The 20,714-nt window shown below is 42.2% G+C and carries 14 protein-coding genes and 1 other RNA gene; 8 read left to right on the forward strand and 7 right to left on the reverse strand.

The annotated features are described in order from the left end of the window. The first annotated feature begins 9 nt into the window (after positions 1–9). On the forward strand, positions 10–498 hold the full coding sequence (locus J1N51_RS12035; RefSeq protein WP_208831509.1) for a ClpXP protease specificity-enhancing factor: 489 nt from the start codon (positions 10–12) through the stop codon (positions 496–498). A 66-nt stretch (positions 499–564) separates the two neighbouring features. On the opposite strand, the gene dolP is transcribed toward J1N51_RS12035, so the two are convergent. Genes dolP through J1N51_RS12055 form a run of 4 tightly spaced genes read right to left on the reverse strand, consistent with a single transcriptional unit; the run spans position 565 to position 3,919 of the window. After that, entirely contained in the window at positions 565–1,125 is a 561-nt protein-coding gene (gene dolP / locus J1N51_RS12040) for a division/outer membrane stress-associated lipid-binding lipoprotein (RefSeq protein WP_208831510.1), read from the reverse strand. A gap of 13 nt (positions 1,126–1,138) precedes the next feature. Next, positions 1,139–1,726: a D-sedoheptulose-7-phosphate isomerase gene (locus tag J1N51_RS12045; RefSeq protein WP_208831511.1), complete on the reverse strand. Its 588-nt coding sequence runs from the start codon at positions 1,724–1,726 to the stop codon at positions 1,139–1,141. Continuing rightward, on the reverse strand, positions 1,723–2,100 hold the full coding sequence (locus J1N51_RS12050) for a YraN family protein (protein ID WP_208831512.1): 378 nt from the start codon (positions 2,098–2,100) through the stop codon (positions 1,723–1,725). Before J1N51_RS12050 ends, J1N51_RS12045 begins: the two co-directional genes overlap by 4 nt. Further along, entirely contained in the window at positions 2,072–3,919 is a 1,848-nt protein-coding gene (locus J1N51_RS12055; RefSeq protein WP_208831513.1) for a penicillin-binding protein activator, read from the reverse strand. Before J1N51_RS12055 ends, J1N51_RS12050 begins: the two co-directional genes overlap by 29 nt. Positions 3,920–4,040: 121 nt before the next feature. Here J1N51_RS12055 and rsmI point away from each other — a divergent pair, with 121 nt between their 5' ends. The 7 genes from rsmI (at position 4,041) to J1N51_RS12090 (ending at position 15,417) form a co-directional block, all read left to right on the forward strand. Then, the gene (gene rsmI, locus J1N51_RS12060) at positions 4,041–4,877 is read left to right on the forward strand and encodes a 16S rRNA (cytidine(1402)-2'-O)-methyltransferase (RefSeq protein WP_208833420.1); all 837 of its coding nucleotides are present in this window, start codon (positions 4,041–4,043) and stop codon (positions 4,875–4,877) included. Between the two features lie 55 nt (positions 4,878–4,932). Next, positions 4,933–5,347: RNase P RNA component class A (rnpB, locus tag J1N51_RS12065), an RNA gene on the forward strand. A gap of 130 nt (positions 5,348–5,477) precedes the next feature. Further along, entirely contained in the window at positions 5,478–10,991 is a 5,514-nt protein-coding gene (locus J1N51_RS12070; protein WP_208831514.1) for a PQQ-like beta-propeller repeat protein, read from the forward strand. A 38-nt stretch (positions 10,992–11,029) separates the two neighbouring features. Beyond that, the gene (locus J1N51_RS12075; RefSeq protein ID WP_208831515.1) at positions 11,030–11,920 is read left to right on the forward strand and encodes a TraB/GumN family protein; all 891 of its coding nucleotides are present in this window, start codon (positions 11,030–11,032) and stop codon (positions 11,918–11,920) included. Positions 11,921–12,069: 149 nt separating this feature from the next. Continuing rightward, positions 12,070–13,314 (forward strand): hypothetical protein, encoded by a 1,245-nt coding sequence (locus J1N51_RS12080; RefSeq protein ID WP_232842799.1) that lies wholly within the window; start codon positions 12,070–12,072, stop codon positions 13,312–13,314. Positions 13,315–13,322: 8 nt separating this feature from the next. Continuing rightward, entirely contained in the window at positions 13,323–13,802 is a 480-nt protein-coding gene (locus tag J1N51_RS12085) for a hypothetical protein (protein ID WP_232842800.1), read from the forward strand. After that, a complete protein-coding gene (locus J1N51_RS12090; RefSeq protein ID WP_208831516.1) occupies positions 13,795–15,417 on the forward strand; it encodes a sensor domain-containing diguanylate cyclase in 1,623 nt (540 codons plus the stop codon). The genes J1N51_RS12085 and J1N51_RS12090 overlap by 8 nt, the downstream gene beginning before the upstream one ends. 45 nt (positions 15,418–15,462) lie before the next feature. Here J1N51_RS12090 and udk read toward each other — a convergent pair whose 3' ends face one another. The 3 genes from udk to J1N51_RS12105 form a co-directional block, all read right to left on the reverse strand. Beyond that, positions 15,463–16,092 (reverse strand): uridine kinase, encoded by a 630-nt coding sequence (gene udk, locus J1N51_RS12095; RefSeq protein WP_208831517.1) that lies wholly within the window; start codon positions 16,090–16,092, stop codon positions 15,463–15,465. Between the two features lie 15 nt (positions 16,093–16,107). Continuing rightward, entirely contained in the window at positions 16,108–17,457 is a 1,350-nt protein-coding gene (locus J1N51_RS12100) for an alkaline phosphatase (protein ID WP_232842801.1), read from the reverse strand. An 87-nt stretch (positions 17,458–17,544) separates the two neighbouring features. Then, positions 17,545–20,697, reverse strand: coding sequence for a TonB-dependent receptor (locus J1N51_RS12105; RefSeq protein ID WP_208831518.1), 3,153 nt, complete (start codon positions 20,695–20,697; stop codon positions 17,545–17,547). Positions 20,698–20,714 lie beyond the last annotated feature (17 nt).

Below are 20,714 nucleotides of genomic sequence, written 5' to 3' on the forward strand. Positions count from 1 at the left end.
ATGGATAACATGACTTCAAATCGCCCGTATTTATTACGGGCGTTTAATGACTGGATACTTGATAATGAGATGACACCGTACATAGTGGTCGAAGCTGATTTACCACATGTGCATGTGCCACCTCAAACGGTCAAAGACGGTCAAGTTGTATTAAACATCAGTCCAACCGCAGTACATATGTTGGAAATCACCAATGAGCAAATCACCTTTTCTGCTCGGTTTGGTGGTGTGCCATTTGAAGTTTATATCCCTATGTATGCGATCAGTGCAATTTACGCTCGAGAAAATGGTGCAGGGACAATGTTCCCACCAGAAGAAATCGAAGTAGATGAAACTGAGTTAGAAAGTACTGATACCTCTGGTTCAGATGACGCCAAGACGGGGCCTTTTTCTGTTGTAAACAACGAGAGCCCAGCAGATAAAAGCTCGGACGATGAAAAAGCATCAGCAGAAAGTGAAAAGCCCAAAAAAGGCAGTCACCTATCTGTGGTGAAATAGTCAAAATAATAAAAAACCAGCTATGAGCTGGTTTTTTTTATATCTGAAAATTACTTCAGTCTTGTGTTATTGAAACACTTTGATAACTCGTTCTACCCCCGAAATCTTCGAAGCTAATATGGCAGCCTTATTTGCCTGTTCTGGGCTAACGAGACCCATAAGGTAAACTTCTTTGTTTTCAGTCACGACCTTGATGCTATTGCCCTTGATTGTGTCGTCTGTAAGTAATTCAGTTTTGACCTTTGTTGTGATCCATACATCTTTGGCTTTGCTACCAACACCGGCTTTTGGACCAATTTTAATTTGGTTGTGAATTTTGGTGATGTTAGGGATCTCGTTTAATTGAGATTCTATACGGTCGATCAAGACTTGAGTTGGAGCCTGGCCTACAACGAGTACATGACCGTTATAACTAATGACATTGATATTGGTTTGGTCACTGATCTCATTGTCTTTCATCAGCTTTACCATAGCTTTAAGCTCAATATTGTTGTCGTCTATTTGCGAGCCGACAGAACGAGGGTCATTCGCAGAGCTAACCGCCGTCACTGCACTAGCGACGATTGCCGTCTCTATACAGCCTTGCAAAGAAAACATCGTAAGTAAGATAAGACTGATTTTTTTCATTTGTTTTTATTCCTTACATTGAAAAAATGACTTCATCAATGAGCTCTGACAATACATGAGTCGTAAATAACTGAATTTCTAAGGTGCGACTCGGTTTGTTTGTTGGCAATCTAATTTCGATGTCGTTATCACCTAACAATCCTGCGATTTCACCGCCGTCGTCAGAAGTAAATGCAACCACTTTAATGTCCCGGGTCAATGCAGCTTCGACTGCGGCTTTGATAGAAGGTTCCCTGTTGTTAAGGGAAAAAACCACTAGGATATCTTGCTCGTTGCCAATGGCTCTAATTTGTCGAGCAAACCGGTCGTGAAAGCTATTGGAGTCAATGTTGTCTGGTGAACAATGTTGGACCGAGTCGGTCAGTGCAATTGCCGGTAAACATGGACGCTCTATTTCATAAAAGTTAACTAAGATCCCAGCAAAATGCTCTGACATCATTTTGGCCATGCTGTCAGCACAGCATAGAACTTTGTTACCTGACAACAATGTCTGAGCAATGAGTGCCGCTGACAATGCTAAGTTGTCGGCGTTTTGTTCGCCGGAGGCAATAAAGTTTTGGATGTTAGAGGTATAAAGCTGTTTTATCTTATTGTCATTCATGAAAAAGCACTTTCAATCCAGTTAAGTGTATTGCGTTCGAATGCCACGACATCAAAACGAATGTTGGCGACTATATTACGTCTGTGAAGATAAAAAATCGCTGATTTTTTTACTTTTTGCTGCTTTTTGTGGTCGACAGAGGCTGCCGCGCCACCATATAGAATCGAATTGCGATAACGAACCTCTACAAAGACGTAACTTGCTTGTTTTTCATCGTAAAAAATTAAGTCGATTTCGCCTAGTTTACAGCGAAAGTTTTGCTCGATAAAGACAAGTCCTGAGGAAATCAGATGAGACTTGGCCCGTTGTTCATATTCTGAGCCAAGTCGCTTTTTGTGGATGTCTTTAATTTTGTTGTGGTGTGGATTGCTCAACGATTGCTCCTTGTTGGTATTTAGACCAACTCAAGCGTCGTTTGATGGTGTTGTTGCTATTCACGCTCAATGCGCCAGTAAGACCAAGGATATGTTGGTCTTGTAAAATTGTTAGCTGCTTCAGCGCAAACACCAATTTGTGTGCATCGTAGCCAAACGCGAACAACTTTTTAAGTTGGGTTTGTTGTTCACCAATTTTGTCATACAAGTCGTGTAGTTGAGGATCAGAATTACGAACTAACCACGGCATTTCAGTAAAAACTAGACCATTGAGGTCGCGCTTTTGAGATACGCTTTCGTCTACTAAATAACTGCGCGAAGATGCGTAGATAGGTAGGCGTTTGCCAAAGGCGCTAATGCTCACATCAAAAAACGGTTTTATGAGTCGTGTTTGCTGTGAGTTGGCAATGACATATACCGCATCGATATCGGTACGACTGCGAGCTTCGGTTTCCAATTGATTGCCAAATAGCTTTTTCATTTCGGCAATGCGCGCCTCGCTGGCAGAAACGTCAAGCAAATCTTGTACAGCATCACCAAGCTTTGAGCGGTTTCTAAAGGCTATGGCTTCTACAGGCTCTTCAGTGGCTAGTGACCAAGCTTGATTGAAGCGCTCGTATAGGCGGCGACCCAGGGTGTTATCCGCATAAATCACCGCAGGGCGATCAACCCCCAGCTCTAAGAAATACTCAATTGCTTGCTCAATCTCATCCTCTGGCGCCAAAGAGTAGTAATATGCAGGTAATACTTCTTGCCCTGCATAAGTTGGCATGATTTCCGGAATATTTAAATTGAGTCTAGGTAGGGTACGCAGTACATCACTGTTTTCATATTCAATGATGGTTTCTTTTTCTAATGGTCCGACGATAAAGTCGACTTGGTTTTCGGTGATTTGTTGTTCTATTTCTTCAACGTTTAATAGTACCGTATCTAATACCAAAACGTCTGAACTGTTATTAAAATCTATCGCTGACAAGAAGCCATCTCGGATAGCCATTGCCTGCTTAGAAAGTTTACCGGATAGCGGCAACAGTAATGCAAAGCGCTGCGGAGCGTATGGCTCTACGTTTAATAAGCTTTGAACTTGCTGCGGTAATAGCTGGTAATCCAGTGTATTGGGAAATAAGTTTTTCCAACGGTTGAGCTCACGAGGAAGTGCTGTGGCATTTGCTAGATTGGTTTTGATGACTGCTACCAATTCAACCCATGCTTGTGCACCTTCGCCAAAGTCGTATTGGAATCGTCTCAAGGTCGAGACGGGTACCGACATAATATGTTCCCATAATAGGGTGTAAAGTAATCTAGTATCTGAAGATGAGATACGGCCTTGATACAAGGACTGTAATTGAAACGTTTCTCTGACGACTTCAAGCGAAAACCCCTGCTGAGCATTAAGTTGGACGCCTAATATTCTCAATGCTTGGTCGAATCGCTGTGATGGGGCTCCTTGTTGTACTCTGGTGATGACGTTTTTGGCACGTTCGGTTTGACCCACAAACAACAACGCCTTGGCGAGCTCTATATCTAATCCCACTGAGTTGTATTGGGTCTCATCAACTGCGTTTAAAATGGCTGTGATAGTAATCGTCGACTGGCCTTCTGAAATGGCCTGTTTGGCGGCCAAAATATAAAGACTGCGGCGGTCCTGATTAGAATTGGCTAATTGCGCTTGCTGAAGGTAATAGTCACTGTTTTTGTCGACCCGTTCACGAACTGTGTCTGTTTGATCTTTTTGGATTGTTTGAGGTTGATTTGATGGCCCGGATGAACAGGAAATCAAGAAGAACAACATAATAAAAACAACAATCAAACGCGTCACAGGGGCTTCCTTATCAAAGGTTTTGGTTAATTAGCAGTGCACAAAAAATTATATGTTCTTGGCGTAAAAAGGTATCATACAAGTGAACACTGCTTTAAACAACGGCTTAGAAGAGGTCTCAATGTCGAATCCCGGTACTTTATACATAGTCGCTACACCTATCGGTAACCTTTCGGATATTACAGAAAGGGCGATTTCTGTACTCAATTCTGTAGATCTTATTGCTGCTGAGGACACGCGACACAGTGGTAAACTTTTGAGTCACTTTGGCATTAAGACCAAAACCTTTGCGTTGCATGACCACAACGAAAAACAAAAAGCTCAATCATTGCTGGATCAAATAAACCAGGGAGCGTCCATTGCGTTAATCAGCGATGCAGGTACTCCACTTATTTCAGATCCTGGATATAACTTAGTTAACCTAGCGAGAGAGCAAGGTGTCCAAGTTACTCCAATTCCAGGTCCAAGCGCAGTGATCACGGCTTTATGTGCGGCTGGTCTGCCAACGGATAAGTTTTTGTTTGCGGGTTTTTTACCGGTAAAACAGCAAGCGCGTTTGTCGACCTTAGCTGAATATAAAAACGCTGACTTCACAGTGGTCTTTTATGAAAGTCCTCGCCGAATAATCGATACGCTTGAGTACATCGAAGAAAGCCTTGGGGCAGAAAAAGAGGTCGTGGTTGCCAAAGAGTTAACAAAACACTTTGAATCTTTTGTCAAAGGCACACCAGCTGAGATCATCTCTTGGTTTAAGGAAGACAAGGATCGCCAACAAGGTGAGATGGTTGTGATGTTGGCCCCGAACAAAGAAGAGTCGGCACTATCAATCGAAGCAGAACAACTGATGAAGGCTTTAATGGAAGAACTTCCAACCAAAAAAGCCGCAGCTATTACGGCCAATATTCACGGCTTAAAAAAGAACGATTTGTACAAACTAGCCCTAACCTGGCAAGACTAAAGTTACCTGCGACTTTTTTAGCATCAAAGTCAAAACTGGTGTATACTCCGCGCCGCGAGATGACCAGACAATCGCTGCTTTGTCGTTGTGCTGCTCAGTTTACTGAGTGGCAGACGGGCGAAGGGGAGGAAAGTCCGGGCTCCATTGGGCAGAGTGCCAGATAACGTCTGGGGGGCGCGAGTCCACGACCAGTGCAGCAGAGAGCAAACCGCCGATGACTACTTTTGTAGAACAGGTAAGGGTGAAAGGGTGCGGTAAGAGCGCACCGCGCGGCTAGTAATAGTTCGTGGCACGGTAAACTCCACTCGGAGCAATTTCAAATAGGGTCCCATGTTCCTTTGAGAATAACGCACGGCCCGTGCGGGGACCGGGTAGAAAGCTTGAGCCAACGAGCGATTGTTGGCCTAGACGAATGATTGTCACTTTAACCTAGTTAAAGCACAGAACCCGGCTTATGGTCATCTCGCAACCTTCAATCAGTCCTTCTTTGTTAGTTTTCCCTAAAATTGTATAAAAATTAATTACTTTATAACTGGTAATTATTTTTGTATTGTTAGCAAGTTTAAAAAAATCATATCAATAAATTTAGGGATGAATGCTGTGGAACGGATTCTTCGATTATTTCTGTGCAGTTTTTTAGTATTTTCTTTGGCTTCTTGTGGTGGATCTGGTGGCGATTCTGATCCTGGCCCAGAAAGACAAATCATCGACACTGATGGTGACGGGGTAGCTGATTCTTCAGATGCATTTCCAAATGACGCTTCGGAATCCCGTGACTCAGATGGTGATGGCGTCGGCGATAATGCTGATGCATTTCCAAATAATGCTGCTGAAACGACCGATTCAGACGGCGATGGTGTAGGTGATAACGCCGACGTTTTCCCTAACGACGCTACAGAAACGCTTGACTCAGATGGTGACGGCGTTGGTGACAATGCAGATGCGTTTCCTAATGACGCAACCGAAACTGTTGACTCTGATGGTGATGGAGTAGGCGACAATTCCGATCTGTTTCCAACTGACGCAACTGAATCAGCTGACTCAGACGGTGATGGTGTCGGCGATAACGCTGATGCATTCCCAAATGATGCAACTGAAACCACTGATACAGACGGTGATGGAGTAGGAGACAATGCCGATGTCTTCCCAAATGATGCTACCGAATCAGCCGACTCAGATAGTGACGGCGTAGGCGATAATGCTGATGCTTTCCCTAATGATCCAAGCGAAACAAAAGATACAGACAACGACGGTACAGGCGATAATGCTGACGCAACGCCAATGGGTGAACCGATCCCTGCATGGTCTATGTACCAAGGGAATAAGTCTCACAATGCCTACATCACCAATACTTTAAATGTCAGTGACTTCAATCAGCGCTGGAGTAAATATGTTGATTTATCATATTCAAAGCAAGGCGCAGCAGCTGATGGGTACGTATTTACTACTGCTCAAAATAAATTATCTGCTTTTTCTGCGAGAACTGGCGACCTCCTATGGAGTAAAAACCTAACAGCATCTAATCCACCTTCATATGACAACGGTAGAGTGTATGTTGTAACAGGCGGGCATAGTGATGCCTTTGTATGGTGCTTTGATGCGGTCTCAGGTGATTTACTTTTCAAAACGTCTATTCAAGACCAATGGAGTAACTTTTATGCTCCAACTATATATGACGGTGTGATTTACACGGCTGGTGGTTATTATGGTGGTGTGTATGCCATTGACGCTGAAACTGGTGAGGAATTATGGTGGGTTGAGCAAAACCAATATGACCTATTCACGCCGGCTGTAACAGAAGACTATGTGTTGTCTTATACAGGAGAACACAGCCCTCAACTTTCAATTATCAATCGTTTAAGTGGTGCAGTTGAAGCGAATATTGCCGACCCTAACTTTGAGTGGAATGGGTGGAGTATGCAACTGGCTCCGGTTGTTTCAGGTAATAGCGTATTGGCAGTCCACAACAATCGACTAATTCATTTTGATCTTGCAAGTGAAACTATCGCGTGGGAGGTCTCAGGTGGTTTTGTTGGTCAGCCAGTTATCGCGGAAGACAAAGTGATAGTTATCAACAACCGTTTTCTAGAAATACGCTCGCTGGCAACAGGAGAAATAGTGTCTCAATGGGAAGACTTCGCACAGTTAGTGGGAGACTTCATTGTTGCTGATGACATTGTTTTTGCTCGTGATACGTCTAACACGTACGCAATCGACGTGACGGCTAACAAGATTGTATGGACTTTAGAAAATAAGTCAGGGCCTATGATGATTGCTGAGGGTGCCCTAATTGTTCAAGCTTTTGATGAGTTAGTTGCTATCGATGTTGGTGGTGACATTGATGAAGATGGCATTCCGGATTATTGGGAAAGACGTTATGGCTTAAACTTTGAGCCTGATGAAGACTTAGATCAAGACGGTTTAACTGCCATTGAAGAATATGAGTTTGGAACTGAGCCTAATCTAGCCGATACGGATGGTGATGGTCTATTAGATGGCGATGAAGTCAATACTCACGGTACTTCACCATTGCTGACAGACACCGATGGTGACAGCCTAAGCGACTACGATGAAGTTATGACGCATCAAACGAATCCGACGTTAGTTGATAGTGATTCTGATGGCCTGAGTGATTCAATTGAAATTAATGCAGGTCTAGACCCGTTAAATGGGCAAGATGCAACAGAAGACACTGATGGTGATAGGTACAGTAACTACTACGAGGTACTAGCAGGGACGGACTGGAATAATAATCAAGACCATCCTCAAATAGCGAGCTGGGGAATGTTACAGGGTGGAGCAAGCCACAATGGCTATCAGCCTGTCATGTTAGATGAGGCAAACTTCTCGTTGCGTTGGCAAGGAGCCAGTGATTACAACTTTAAAGGTTTTGCTTCGGGTAAGGGGCGACTTTATACAGTGAATGGTGGCAGTCATTCGACTGCTGAGCTAAAGGCATTGGACGCCCGCAATGGCGACGTAATTTGGACATATGATTTTGGTACTCTGAATTTTGCTAGTGCTCCGAGCTTTTCTAACGATATGGTGTTTATGCATAGTGGAGGTCGCGGTGATACAGCTGTTTGGGCAGTCAATGCTTTAACTGGTGAACAGGTATTCCGCTCAGAGCATGAAAGTCAGTGGCCTAATTATAGCGCCCCTACAATTTTCCAAGGCAACATTTATGTCAACGGTGGCTACTATGGTGGCATGTTAGTCAAAGAAGCTAACTCTGGTGCAGACGTTTGGTCGACTGATGATGCCTCTTCTGGAGATATGTGGGAACCGGCCGTTAGTGATAGTTATGTTTTCCATCCAACCGATAGTGGAGTTATTGCCAGACACAGAAGTGATGGATCTGAAGCGTTTACTGTTAGCTCAAATCGCCATGAAACAACTCCAGTACTTGGTACAAATGGAAATATACTACTTTCTGGTAATACTTTAGAAAATGTTGATATCGCAACTCAAACTAGCTTGTGGACGTCAAGTCATGGAGAGATTACGGGACTACCCGCCGTTGGAAATCAAAGTGTCTATTACGTAAGTCAAGGTTCATTACATTCTGTAAACGAGGTAACCGGTGGCCTCCAGTGGAGCTGGAAGCCAGACTCCAACAGTATCAGAAGTAATATTGTCGCTACTGTTAATCACATTTTCATTGCAACATATTGGAAAGTATATGCATTGTCCTCAACGACCGGACAGGTGTTATGGTCAGCCGACTTTGGTGGAGATTATCTCGCTTTGGGGGCAGAGGGTGCGTTATATGTAGGTAATATAAGTAGCGGTAATGTAGTTGCGTTCAACGTTGGTGGTGACTCAGACGAAGATGGTCTGCCAGATTGGTGGGAGCAACTGTATGGTTTGGATTGGGCCGCTAATGACGCTGAGGAAGATTTTGATGAAGACGGTGTCACTAACCTAGCTGAGTACCAAAATAACTCAGACCCGACTTTAGTCGATTCAGATTTAGATGGTTTAAGTGATTATGAAGAAATCTTTAACTTGGGTACTCGCCCTGATCTCATAGATTCTGATGACGATGGATTACCAGATGCTTGGGAGGTTAACTACGGATTAGACCCGTTGGATGCGAGTGATGCTACATCGGATACTGATGGCGATTTAGTTGATGCAATCAATGAGTTTATTGCGTCTACAGACCCAACTAATGAAAATGATTATCCTCAAGCTTTGGCAAATGTTTCTTACTCATTTGAAGACCAAGCATTACCTATTGGATTTGCACTATCAGATACAAGCACGAATGTAAGTATTAGCTCTGATGATGCAAGTGATGGCACCTACAGCTTATTAACACAATCTGATACAACTTTAATGTTTAGTGGATTTTTCTTGGGTACGGATCTGAGTTTTGATATCAATCAAACCTGTAATGTTAGTGGCACTTACGTTTCTCTATTTGTAGATGGAGTGCAATATTACACTTCGTCATTAGAGTCTGGCTGGAAAACGTATACAGCGCCAATTCCATACGGTCATCATGATATCGAAATGAAGATTCAATCTTATTGCAATACTTACTTAGACAATCTTCGTTTTGAAGCGCCACCTGAGTTGTGGGAATCTGGTGCTGAAAGATTCATGATGCGCGGCAGTGAGTTACTGTTCATTGACAGTAATAATGAAGTAATTAGGACTTTAACCGTCCCTAATATTAGATACCAACGCGGCGACTTTGTCGTAACATTTGACAGCAGAATCGCAAATATAGGAGTGAATGACACTAAGCCAGTGGTAATGGTGTATCAACCTCTTAATCACACTTGGCAGGAACTTAGTTCTTCAGACTGGACGAGCGTTCTGGAAACAGCCGTCGCCACCTATGACAACTATTTGTATGTTGTTGAAAGTGGATCGCGCTTGGGCATTATTCGGTTTGATTTACGCGATGGAAGCTCATCTTTTTATGGAACTGATTCTCTCGTTATAAGCCTTGACGTTGATCAACAAGGTAATTTATTTGCCTTAACAGGCTCTGAGGTTAGTCAATTTAATGCTGAGACGATGGCGTTGGAGTCCACTAAGTCGGTCGTGTCATCGCAATATCTAGGGGTAGCGGCTAATGGCGACTTGATTTTAGTTACTAATGGTTATGAAATTATCCGATACACCAGTAACGGCTTAATCGAATCAAGAATTTCAATTCCATCAAGCGCTTACGCTGATATACAGGTTAGGTCTGACGGAGAGATTTTTTTGCCTGGTAGTTATACCAACGCCCCTTCATTGATAACGACGACAGATTTACAAAGCTTTGAAAATGTATATGTGTTTGGTACGTTCGTAGCTGGTTACCCAGAATTAGACAGCGACAGTGATTCGATGCCTGATTGGTGGGAAGTGATGTATCAGCTAGATCGACATGATTCAACAGATGATGCGTCTGACGTGGATGGAGATGCTTTAACCGCAGTGCAGGAATGGGACTTACATACCAACCCAACCATGAGCGATACTGACAGCGACGGATTGGATGATTACGATGAAACTCAAGTTCACAATACAAATCCAAATCTTGCTGATTCGGATGGTGAAGGCTTGAGTGACTATGAAGAAGTGATAGAGTGGTCCACAAACCCTGTATTGGCTGATACCGATGCTGATGGTTTTAACGATTATCAAGAAGTTACTATCTTTAATACCGATCCAAACGATCCAAACGATCTACCAGATGCTTTGACAAGTTATGCAGAGTCTTTTGAAGCTGCAGTTACAGGCTGGGTAGAGTCAGAAGGGAGTGATGCAGCATGGTCAACAACACAAGCACATGCATCTGATGGTATTTCGAGCCTTAAATCAGGGGTAATTACAGATTACCAAACCTCAGCGGTAGAATTTACAAATGTTTTTGCCGAGGGCGTGTTTTCATTTGATGTAAGAACTTCGACAGAAACATGTTGCGATAACTTAAATGTATATGTGAATGGCACTTTAGTTTTAAGCAATATTATTAGTCATGAAGCTTGGCAAAACTTTCAATTAAATATTTCTGCTGGACACAATGTCATAAAGTTTGAATATAAGAAAGACGGTAGCGTGTCTAGAAGTGATGATGCTATCTACATTGATAATATTGTTTTTGAATAAAACATTCATTAATTTGCAGTAACAAAAAGGAAATTATAATGAACGGAATGACCACAACATTTAAAAAGATTATTGGCGCAACTCTAGTTAGTAGTGTTGCTGTATTTGGCGCTCAAGCTGAACAAACACAGAGCTCGGTTTGGAAAGTATCAAAAGGTGAAGATACTGTGTTGGTAGGTGGTACAGTTCACATCTTACCTGTTTCTGAGTTCCCTCTACCAAGTCAATTTGATGCAGCATATAAACTAGCTGATGCTGTTGTTTTAGAAACTAAACTTCCGGATCCAACTGATCAACAAGCACAATTAAAGTTGATGCAGGGAATGATGTATAACAATGGTGAAAACATTAAACAGCACATTTCCCCAGAAACAGTGGCTCGATTGACGGACTATTTTGCCAGTATCGGCGGTAACTTTGAGCAAATGGCGGGTTTTAGACCTGGCCCATTGGCTTCTGTTATTGTGATGATGGAAGCACAACGCGCTGGTATTGCAGGACAAGGCGTGGATGCGTATTACTCACAGATCGCACAACGTGACCAAAAACCATTAGAGTATCTAGAAAGTTTGGACTTTCAGTTAGAGCTAATGGCAAAAATGGGCCAAGGTGAAGAAGACTTCATGTTAAATCAAAATTTAGACTATGTTCCTAAAGTAGGTGATCTGATTAAAGATATGATTGCAGCTTGGCGAGTTGGTGATACAAAAGTTTTGAATGAATTAGCCCTTGTTAAAATGAAACAAGACTCTCCAAAGTCTTATGATGCAATGATGACCCAACGCAATATTGACTGGGTTCCAAAAATTGAAGCTATGTTTGGGGATGACGATAAAGAGTTAGTTTTAGTTGGTGTAGGTCACTTAGTTGGGGAAGACAGTGTTTTAAAAATGTTAGAGGAAAAAGGATATAAAGTTGAACGCTTTTGAACTGTTCCCTTAATTTATACAAAATAGAAAAAAACGACCGATAGTAGGTCGTTTTTTTTGTTTTTGACTATCCTTGTAATAATCAAAATTCTTAATGTTATGAGTTTGTTGACGTTACTTTCAGCAATTTCAAGTTGGGATAGGGCTAAATGAACAAAAAACCGCTTTTTAAAACTTTGCTGTTATCCAGTCTGCTCTTGGCGTTTGAAGTTACGGCAGAGCAGGAAAAATTAAAAGTCAGCGGGTTTGGAACCATTGCATCAGCGACTGCAGACACGAGTGAAAATGAGTTCCGAACGGATCGTTCTCAAGCAGAGAGCGCCAAAAAAGGCGGCTTTGCTTTTAAGCCTCTTAGTTTAATTGGCGTTCAATTAGATTACAGTATCTCTAATCGACTCGATTTTGTTGGTCAGTTTGTTTATCGCGAACAAGATAATCAAGATTTAGATTCGATCACGCAAATGGCTTTTATTCGTTATGACGTTAACCCGGCTTGGGAGGTTCGGGCTGGACGAGTCGCAGCAGATATTTTCCACTTTAGTGACACTAGGGATATATCAATTGCATACCCTTGGGTGAAAGTTCCTACCGAAGTCTATGGTATTGTGCCGGCGCGTAGCTTTGATGGTATGGGGATCAGTTATTTAAAGCCCTATGACAGTTTTAATCTAACAATTAAAGGTTTTTTTGGAGAGGGTGAAAGTGACTTTACTAGCGGAGAGTATCGCCCAATTAAATTTGAGAATCTTTCAACAGTGGGCCTTGAGCTCACATCTTTTGATTGGAATTTCTCCGTAAAGCACACTAGTACACAAGCTGAAAACGAAAATCCTGATTCTGCTTTTATTGCACCTGCAGTTGCTCAGTTACAACCTATTTGGAGTGGTGCAGAGGCTTTTGCTGATAGCATAACGTTAAAAGGGGCGGACATTACTTACACTTCGGTGTACTACAACCGATATCTGGGAAATTGGGAAATATCTGGCGAGCTTTCACACATAGATTCAGACTCTATTGGCCTAAGACATTCATTTAATGGCTTTTTTAACATTAGCTACCTCTATGATGCTCATACCTTTTATTGGCTCTATTCGTTTGCAGATACGGAGAAGTACTTTTTATCGGAAGAACAACCTGACTTCCCGATTAATTCTGATACTGCTTTGCTGGCATTGTTTGTCGATGAAGTAGCTAACTCTCTAGCTCATAATCAACATACTGTTTCTCTGGGGTGGCGTTGGGACCTACAAGAAAATATGGCATTTAAGGTGCAGCTAGAACGAACAGATATTGAAGCAAGAGGAGGAGGCTTAAGAGCCAGGAATGGCCTAGTCGTCGATGGCGAAGCAGATGTCGCACATACATTGTTTTTAGCATTGAGCTTTAGCTTTTAGGGGACGACATGAGTTTTTTTAATCGCTACCTAAAACGCTTTTTGTTAACGAGTGTATTAGTATCAAATATTTTATTCATCAATGGTGTAAGAGGCGCTGAGAGTGTTTCAACGGACAACTCTATGGGTCCTATTGTTGTGGTAACAAACTCTAAAAATACTGTGAATGAGATGAACAAAAAAGAGCTGATCGATTTGTTTATGGGAAAGTACGCCGCATTTTCTAATGGTAAACAAGCGACACCAATAGATATAGGTGAAGACGCCGAGCTCAAAGCTATGTTTTACAAAGAATTGGTAGGGCTTCCACTCGCTCGTGTTAATGCGTACTGGTCAAGGTTAAAGTTTTCTGGGCGGGCAAAACCGCCAATTGTAGAGCAAGCAATTGATGATGTTCAGTTAAGGTTACAAGAAGATGAGTCCGCCGTGGCTTATGTTTATGAATCCAGTGTCACAAACGAAATGAAGGTAGTGTATCGCTTTGATTAATATATATGGCCTTGGGGTTAGGTTTTCGCTGTTTTTGGTTATTGCATCTATGTTAGTGGTATTGACCACGGCAGAGTTTTTTTATCGGGCGACCTACGAGCATGAAATAAATGAAGCAAACAGTGATATCGAGGAGTTGTATCAAACTGTTGCCGCGACCGCTTCAATTTCGGCATTTCTAGAAGATGAAGATCTAGCTAAAGAGGCAATAAACGGTCTAGTTAAAAGTGATAAAATTTTAGCAGCGTCAATAAAAAGTGAGGCCGTTTACTATCAAGTAAACGTAACCGAAGCGATCAACAAAGGTACAAAACCAAGAGAATTTGTTGTCAGGCACCCTTTTATTCCTGAAGAGTCGTTAGCCGAAGTAAATGTTTATCCCAATTTTGATCACATAATTGAACAGGCTGAGGCCATCAGTACAGATAATAACTATTCACTTTATGTAGAGGCTATTGTTGTTGGAGTTGTTGCATTAATTATCACTTATTACATCATCATAGCTCCGATGATACGAGTTGGGCGTTCGTTACATGAAATTAAGCCAGGAACCAAACAACGTATAGATGTTCCGGACTACCATGCTAAAAGCGAGATTGGCGCATTAGTTCGAGATACAAACCAGCTTTTGAATAAAGTTGAAGAGCAATTTACTCAAGAACGTCAATTGAGAGAAGAAATTCAATTTTTGGAAAAGCGGTTTCGAATGCTATTCGAAAATGCAAAATCTGCAACCGTATTAATGAAAAAGGACGGCTTTATTGAGCTTCGTAATAAGGCGTTCAACGATTTAACTGAAAAGATTGGTCAGCATGACAAGCAAGATTATGGGGAATTGTTAGAGCAGCTATTCGAAAAGCCTCATGAAGTAAAGGGGGCTTTGACTGAAGCATTTGCACGTAATGAGTTTGCTACGGGCGAATACAAACTCAAATCACACACACAAGATGCAGTCGTTTGGGTACAGTTGATTGCAAGCCCGTTGTTAACTGATGACGGTGAACAATATTACCAATTGACTCTTAATGACATATCCAGTCGTAAACACGAACTTCAAAAGTTGGCACTACAGGCCGATTTTGACTCGTTGACCGGCATTTATAATCGTAACGGTGGTGAAAAGCTTATTACTAAGCTTGTCAGTAAAGGTCACCACTTTGCTTTGGCGTTAATCGACTTGAATGGCTTTAAAGCCGTAAACGATATATATGGTCACGATGCAGGTGATGAAGTACTTATATTTGTCGCAGATCAACTTAAAGAAAAGATCAGAAAAAACGATGTGTCCATTCGATGGGGTGGCGATGAATTTGTTTTATTGTTGCAAGCAGAGGATGAAGAATCTGTCCAAAAAGTCATCTCAAAAGTAAATAAAGGTGTAATGCAGCCTTTTTATTTTAATGATAATAACGAGCCGACTGTGGTCTCTATGAGTGTTGGTGTTGCCTTTTATCCTCATACTACCCGTGATGTCGACACTTTGATTAAACTAGCCGATATCGCAATGTATAAGGCGAAACAAAACAAAGTTTCGGCACCGGAGGATTACCTCATTTTTGCAGATAAAGAACAGTTAACAGCGAAAGAGAGCAAACAAAAAAGCGAGGTTGATTAACACCTCGCTTTTTCTCTAAATCAAATCAAAAGTAAGCTGAGCTTACTACTCCATCAAGAGTTGTTTAATTTGTGCTTTTAATACATCAATAGCGATGCGGTTTTTACCACCGTTTGTAACAATAAGATCTGCGACTTGCTTTGAAGGTTCAATAAACGCCTGATACATAGGACGAACCGTATTCAAGTACTGTTTTATAACAGAGTCAAAGTTACGACCACGCTGCTTAATATCACGTTCTAGACGTCTTACTAGACAGATATCAGGTGGTGTATCCATGAATACCTTAATGTCGAACTCTTTGTGAAGGTCCGGATCGGTTAGCAGCATGATGCCTTCAATTAAGATAACTTGTGCAGGCTCTACTGTTGTCGTCTCTTTTAGGCGAGTATGCGTCTTGTAGCAATACTGCGGCATTTCGATTGCTTTACCGGCTTTCAGATCTTGTAGGTGTTTAATTAACAAGTCATGTTCAAACGCTTCTGGATGGTCATAGTTGGTCTTTTCACGTACCGACATTTCCAAGTGGTCTTGATTGCGATAATAGGCATCTTCAGAAATAAAAGAGATCTGATCTGGGCCGAGTTCTTGCGCGAGCTCTTCAAAGATGGTCGCAGTTAATAATGTTTTGCCCGACGCAGAAGCGCCGGTGATTGCTAAAATAGTGGTGTTCAAAAGACGATTCTCTCGTTACTTGCTTGGACTTAACTGTAAAAATAGTTTTTTGGCAATGTCCGTATTGTCTTGTTGGCCGGTAAACAAAGACTTATTTACTCCACTAGCAAAAACTTGCACGTCTTCTGCTGAGTGTCCGCTTGTTGTCCAGCCAGTAAAAGTTGCATCGTTGATGATACTTTTTACTACTTTCTGCATTTTAGCTTGTTTTAACGGACTATTCAGCGACTCTTTTAAATTAGTTAGGTCTTTTTCTGACAAAGGCAAACCAACCAACTCACTCCACAGGGTCTTGATTTCTTCTGTAGTCGTTGATTTTTCTAGGCTAACCATGGTTGTTAAGATTTTTTCAAGCGAGTGTTTAATTTGCTTAACTTTTTCTGGTTTCCAATCATAGGTACCGTTAGAGCCAATACTTAAGCCGCCTGTTGTATGGTCAGCAGTGATGATAAGTAAAGTATCACCATGTTCTTGTGTAAACTTGTGAGCGTACTCAATGGCCTTAGCAAAGTCACTCATTTCGCCCATGGCACATGCGATGTCGTTGGCATGTGAACACCAATCAATTTGGCTACCTTCAATCATTACAAAAAAGCCATTTGGGTTGTTGTCCTGCTTTAACAGAGACAGGGCTTTTTTAGTCATAGTTTCAACGCGATTTGGTAACGCTTTGTTATCTACTGCAAACGGCAACCCAACAGGAGCAAATAAGCCAATTGCTGGTAACGTATTTAATTGATTCAAGGCGTCGAATGAGTCTACGTAAGTGAAGCCTTTGGCTTTTAACTCTTCGACTAGGTTACGGTCATCACGAATAAAATAACGTGTGCCACCACCTAACATTAAATCGGCTTTAATTTTGCCATTGATAGTCTCGTCTATATACGCGTCTGCAATAGCGTCGTAGTTTTTGCGAGATTCATTGTGGGCCATAAAGCTGGCTGGCGTTGCGTGGTTGATTTGTGAACTTGCAATAATAGCCGTTGTTTTTCCGAGTTTTTTAGCTCTTTCTAAAAGAGTTTCAACGGGTTTTTTATTTGTGTCGACGCCAATTGCGCCGTTGTATGATTTGATCCCCGAACTTAATGCCGTAGCAGAAGCTGCAGAATCCGTTACGTAGGTGTTGTCGTCGGGATAGGTTGAAGCTGTGCCTACTAACAATTCGTCAAAAATAGTCGTCTCAACCGCTTTGGTATTTTTATTGTCAGCGTAATAACGATATGCCGTGGTTTGTGCCACACCCATACCGTCACCAATCATAAAAATAATGTTTTTGGCTGGTTTGTCTGCAAGAGTGGAAGCGCTAAATAAAGACAACGCTAAAACGCCACACGCGCCGATAGTTTTTAACAAGTTTGTGTTCAAGGTAAGCTCCTATTTTGACCTTGGTAATAACGAAAAATGCCCGCCTATTAGTATAGGCAGGCATCCATTTCAGCGATTAATTATATATTAAAAGCTGTAGCGTACGCCAACTTTAACGTTCCAGCTAGAACGCTCTGGATCGAAGTCGTCGTAGTTGTTGATGTTACGGCCACCAAACGGTTCACGTAACTGGTATTGACCTTGGTCGTTTGTTTCGAAGTCAAACAAGATGGCTTGTGGGAAGCTCTTGTCGTAGACCTTACCCCAATCATCGTTTAACAAGTTCGCAAAGTTATCAACGATGAAGTAAAGCTCACCTTTATGACCTTCAGCAAAACCTGGGATTTGTTGAGTGATCGCTAAGTCCATCTGTGTTTGCCAAGGCTGTGTGCCTACGTATTTAGGTACAACACCACCTGCGTACTGTGTAAGACCAGCTGCTTCCATAACAGCTAACGTTTCTTCGTAGCTTACACGAGAGAAGTCAAACGCAGCATCGTCTGGACCAGACGGTAATGCTGGTAAGTAAGTGTCAGCTCTGTAGAAACGAGATTGGTCACCTAAATCACGGTCGTTGTGGAATCCAAGCGTGTATGAGAATGGACGACCAGACTTACGCTCGAAGAATAGGTTGAAAGATGTTTCGTAACCTTCAACGAACTCTGTTTCATAACCTAGGTTAAGAACGAAGCGGTGCTCGATTTCGTAGTATGCACGACCCATTTCAGGGTTGTTACGGTTAGTTGTAACTTCATACTGGAAGTTAGAAGTCGCAGTTGAGCTTGTACCTGGGTTAACTTCATCTACGTTTTGGTTAGTGTAAGACATGTTAAGTGATACACCGTTGTCCCATTTTTTGTTTAACGCAGTTGTTAAGATACGGCTAGTACCACCATCGTCAATGTTAACCATTTGTAGGTCGTAACGGTCGCGGTCATCCCAACGATTTTCCCACACGATGCGCTCACCGTCAGCTAAACGCTCACCAGTGTCTACACGTGCTTCGTCAATCCAGTATTGGTAGTTTTCACGCTCAACATAAGTGAATTCTGTGAACCACTGGAAGTTATCACCAATACCTGGGATATCAAACGTTAGGTCCGCAGAAACTTGGTAGCGCCAATCAGAAGGTGCTTCAAAGTCTTTAGCGATAGTGTTTGTATTACCGTTACCAGAAACCAACGAGTTTTGAAGAACGTCAGGAACGCGATCAAACATTACGTTGTTAGGATTAGAGATGGCTGCTTCTTTTGCATCGCTTGGTGCTGCAACTAGTGTTACACCGTCATTCGTGTATGCGTTAGAAACCCAAACTAAAGGCATACCACCAGAGAAGCGACCTACGCCACCACGGATAGTTAAGTCATCGTTAACCATCCACTCAACACCGATTCGCGGTAAGAAAATATCCATACCGTCTAGGTTTTCTTGGTTGTCTACGCCGTATTCAGCTAGGTAGTTCTCGTTCAAACGAGGAGCACCGTCAACACTTAAACGCTCATAACGAACACCAGCAGTAACGATGACGTCGTCCATGATTTCTGTGTTTACTTCACCGTACAATGCTATTTGCGTTGTATCAACTGAGTAAGCAAGGTCATTCATGTCATTAGTGAAAGCGTTGTCATATTCAACAGAGTCTGGTGCTTTGTTTAGGAAGTCTTCAATAGACTCAAAAGACCATGTACCGGCTGCGTGACGTGCATACAAGTTGAAGTTTTCAGTGTTGTCGATCTCTAGACCAAACTTGTACTCGTAATCATCAACAAGGTAAAGACCGTGGAAGCCAAAAGACAATGTTTCGTTAGCTAGTACGTTACCGTGACGGTTTTCGTCTTGACCCGCTACTACTGTACCACTTCCAGTACGAACATTGATTTCACCTAACTTTGACGCTGTGTTTGATGCTTGCTCGTAGTCTTTATAGGCAAAGTTCATCTCTGTAGAGAAGTCTGCTGTCCAGTCAGAGAAAAGGTGACCAGTAACGATAGTCGTATCAGAATCTTGTGACCATGCATTTGACGCAAGATTTACAGTGCCATCGCTGTCAGTGTAGTTACGTGCTGCAGAGTTTTCTTGAGTGCTTATAGTCAAGTCTGCACGGTGGTCAGAGTTAATGTTCCAGTCTAACTTAACAAGTAGCTTTTTGTCGCTATCTGGGGCTGGTGCTGAACCGAAGTCATCTGTGATACCGTAAACTGATTGTAAACCATCAATTACTTGTTGTACTTCAGCTGTAGAAACGTTGTGACCTTCAAGCGTGCGAGGGTTAAACGTAGAAACTACGTCTTTTTCCCACTCTTCATAAGAAACGAAGAAGAATAATTCGTCTTCAATAATCGCGCCGCCTAATGCTGCACCAAATGTTGTTTCTTTGTTTTCAATGTCGTCTTTGTCGTACTCAACAGTTTCGAACTCACCTTCACGACGGTTAAAAGATTTTTCGTCTGTTACGCCACCATTGAAAGGAACCGCTTCATAAAAAACGCTGCCTTCAAATTCGTTAGTACCAGATTTAGTAACTACGTTTACAACACCACCAGAGAATTTAGATGCACGAGCATTGAATGGTGCGTACTCGATGCTTACTTGGTCAACTGCATTTAGTGAAACAGGTGGACGTTGCGCTGGGTAACCATTTGAGTTAAGACCGAACGTGTCGTTAACCCCAACACCATCAACTGTCAGTGAGTTGTATTTAGGGTTTGAGCCCGCAACAGATAATTGAGTACCTGATGCATCTACAACTGCAAGTGGATTAGCACGTACAATGTCTTTTAGGTCGCGACTTACTGTCGCAGCTTTACGGATGTCATCAGCAGTAAATACAGAGCTTGAACCTGAGTTAGCAAAGTAATCAGCAGAACCAGTAACAACGATTTTTTCCATGCTGCTGCTAGCGGCTAGCTTAGCAGATAAGTCAAGCGTATCGTTAAGCTCTAAGTAGATGTTTTCGTATACTTTAGCTTCATAACCGTCAGAAGTGATCATGATGTTGTATGGACCACCAACACGTAGACCACGTGCACGGTATTCGCCAGACTCGTTTACGTTCACTTCTTTAACAGTACCTGAAGGTAAGTGGATGATAGTGATCTTAGCGTTGCTAACTGATTGGCCAGCAACTGTTTCGATCTTACCACGAACCGCTGTAGAAGTTTCTACTGCATGAACATTTGCTGCGCCTAATGCTGCAGTAACTGCTAAGCATAATGCGCTGCGTTTGATGACATTTTTCATTGTCTTTTCCTGGTTGT

The organism is Psychrosphaera ytuae, assembly GCF_017638545.1.
GTDB classification, from domain to species: Bacteria; Pseudomonadota; Gammaproteobacteria; order Enterobacterales; family Alteromonadaceae; genus Psychrosphaera; species Psychrosphaera ytuae.

Bases quoted from the DNA above. Each gene is read 5' to 3' on its own strand.
- J1N51_RS12035 (WP_208831509.1), top strand. From the start codon at position 10: ATGACTTCAAATCGCCCGTATTTATTACGGGCGTTTAATGACTGGATA.
- J1N51_RS12045 (WP_208831511.1), bottom strand. From the start codon at position 1,726: ATGAATGACAATAAGATAAAACAGCTTTATACCTCTAACATCCAAAAC.
- J1N51_RS12085 (WP_232842800.1), top strand. From the start codon at position 13,323: ATGAGTTTTTTTAATCGCTACCTAAAACGCTTTTTGTTAACGAGTGTA.
- rsmI (WP_208833420.1), top strand. From the start codon at position 4,041: ATGTCGAATCCCGGTACTTTATACATAGTCGCTACACCTATCGGTAAC.
- J1N51_RS12105 (WP_208831518.1), bottom strand. From the start codon at position 20,697: ATGAAAAATGTCATCAAACGCAGCGCATTATGCTTAGCAGTTACTGCA.
- J1N51_RS12080 (WP_232842799.1), top strand. From the start codon at position 12,070: ATGAACAAAAAACCGCTTTTTAAAACTTTGCTGTTATCCAGTCTGCTC.
- J1N51_RS12075 (WP_208831515.1), top strand. From the start codon at position 11,030: ATGAACGGAATGACCACAACATTTAAAAAGATTATTGGCGCAACTCTA.
- dolP (WP_208831510.1), bottom strand. From the start codon at position 1,125: ATGAAAAAAATCAGTCTTATCTTACTTACGATGTTTTCTTTGCAAGGC.